Genomic DNA, 1,438 nt, shown 5'->3' on the forward strand with positions numbered 1-1,438 from the left:
GATGAGGGGTGTTCCAGGGAACGCCAACGTCTCACTCCGCTGGACCACCCCTCATCCGTCTCGGCGCTATCGCGCCGATCCACCTTCTCCCACAAGGGGAGAAGGGAAGAACGGCGCTGGCGTTCCGCCAGTGCCGGGATAAGCTTCCTGCAAACAAAGGAGAACTGCCGTGAAAAAAAGAAATCATCGAAGTCCCCGTCATGTCGGACAAGGTGCGGGCGCTTGGCCTGCCCTGCTCGACGGCGGTCAAGGCCAACGGCTTCGTCTTCATCTCGGCGACGCCGCCGGTGGACATGGTGACCGGCGAGATGGTGCGCGGCGACATCGAAACACAGACCGAGGCGTCGCTGAAGGCGCTGAAACATTGCCTGGAAGCGGCCGGAACCTCGCTGGAAAACGTCGTGATGGTGCGCATCTACGCCGTCAATTCCGGCTTCTACAACGCGATTAACCGGGTCTATGCCAGGTATTTTTCGACCAATCCGCCGGCGCGGAGTTTTGTGCCGGTGGCGTCTTGGCCGATGGAGTTTGATATTGAGATCGAGTGTGTGGCTGTGGCGTGAGGGGGGCACGCCGGTTACATTGCTCACGCAAGCGGGAAAGCATTAGGTGTTAGAAAACGGGGGTTGGGATTGCGGAGATTAGCGGCCCTCTCTATGTGTCGACTAAGTCTGCTGCGACGCTGGGTTCGGTCGTCGAGTTCCCCTCTTGCGGCTGGCACGCCTATAGAGCAGGGTGGCCTTAAATGCCACGACTCCAGACCGATAATTGGGCACTAGTGTCTTCAATGAGCAAAAGTTACACAGAGATTATTTCTGACTTTGACACGGCGCAGGCAGCATGCGTGTGTATTATGATGTCGTCAGAAAGCATAGCGGATGGTATTAAGAAGCAAGGTGGCAACTTAAAACTTGTATTTGGAAAAGAAGAATTTACCGTATCTGCCTTTGATCTCCTAAAGTATTCGATTTATTTCAAAGACATCTCTAAGACTTTTTATACTGATAAAGTTTTGCCGGAAGGCTTGGAGTTTGAATTCGACCTCGTAAAGCTCGCAGTTCGGTTTGCTTTTGACGAGGCCGATGTTCTATTTTTTGAGCCAATGGTGCGGCGTCGGGAAATAATATTGAATCAGGCTACCAGATTTAAGATGTCAGAGTCTCAGTTTCGGTTTCTACTGTCGAATTCAAGAGTGTTGCAGAGGATCATATTCGTTTGATGGGCAAAATAGTAGCTATTGAGGGTGTTGATGGAGCAGGAAAATTTACAGTATCAAAGTCGTTAAAAGCCCTGATCGAGGATCGAGGGAAGACTGCTACCATTGTCTCTTTCCCGCGGTATTCTGAAACCATAGCAGGTCAGGCGCTAGGTAATTTCTTGTCGGGGAAAACATATATTCCTGAGGACCCGAAATCGATTGCCACGCTCTATGCGATGG

Annotated in this window: 3 protein-coding genes; all 3 read left to right on the forward strand. The window is 51.7% G+C overall.

What is annotated here, in order from left to right; translation table 11 throughout:
* Nucleotides 1-200: 200 nt before the first annotated feature.
* Nucleotides 201-563 (forward strand): Rid family hydrolase, encoded by a 363-nt coding sequence (locus EN939_RS34065; protein ID WP_127270444.1) that lies wholly within the window; start codon nt 201-203, stop codon nt 561-563.
* Nucleotides 564-745: 182 nt separating this feature from the next.
* Nucleotides 746-1,219 (forward strand): hypothetical protein, encoded by a 474-nt coding sequence (locus EN939_RS34070; RefSeq protein WP_127271807.1) that lies wholly within the window; start codon nt 746-748, stop codon nt 1,217-1,219.
* Nucleotides 1,219-1,438 (forward strand): hypothetical protein (locus EN939_RS34075; protein WP_206528424.1); only part of this gene is annotated, 220 nt, incomplete at its 3' end. The genes EN939_RS34070 and EN939_RS34075, both read left to right, overlap by 1 nt.

This window comes from Mesorhizobium sp. M7A.F.Ca.CA.002.05.1.1 (genome assembly GCF_003998335.1).
In the GTDB taxonomy this organism is placed as follows: Bacteria; Pseudomonadota; Alphaproteobacteria; order Rhizobiales; family Rhizobiaceae; genus Mesorhizobium.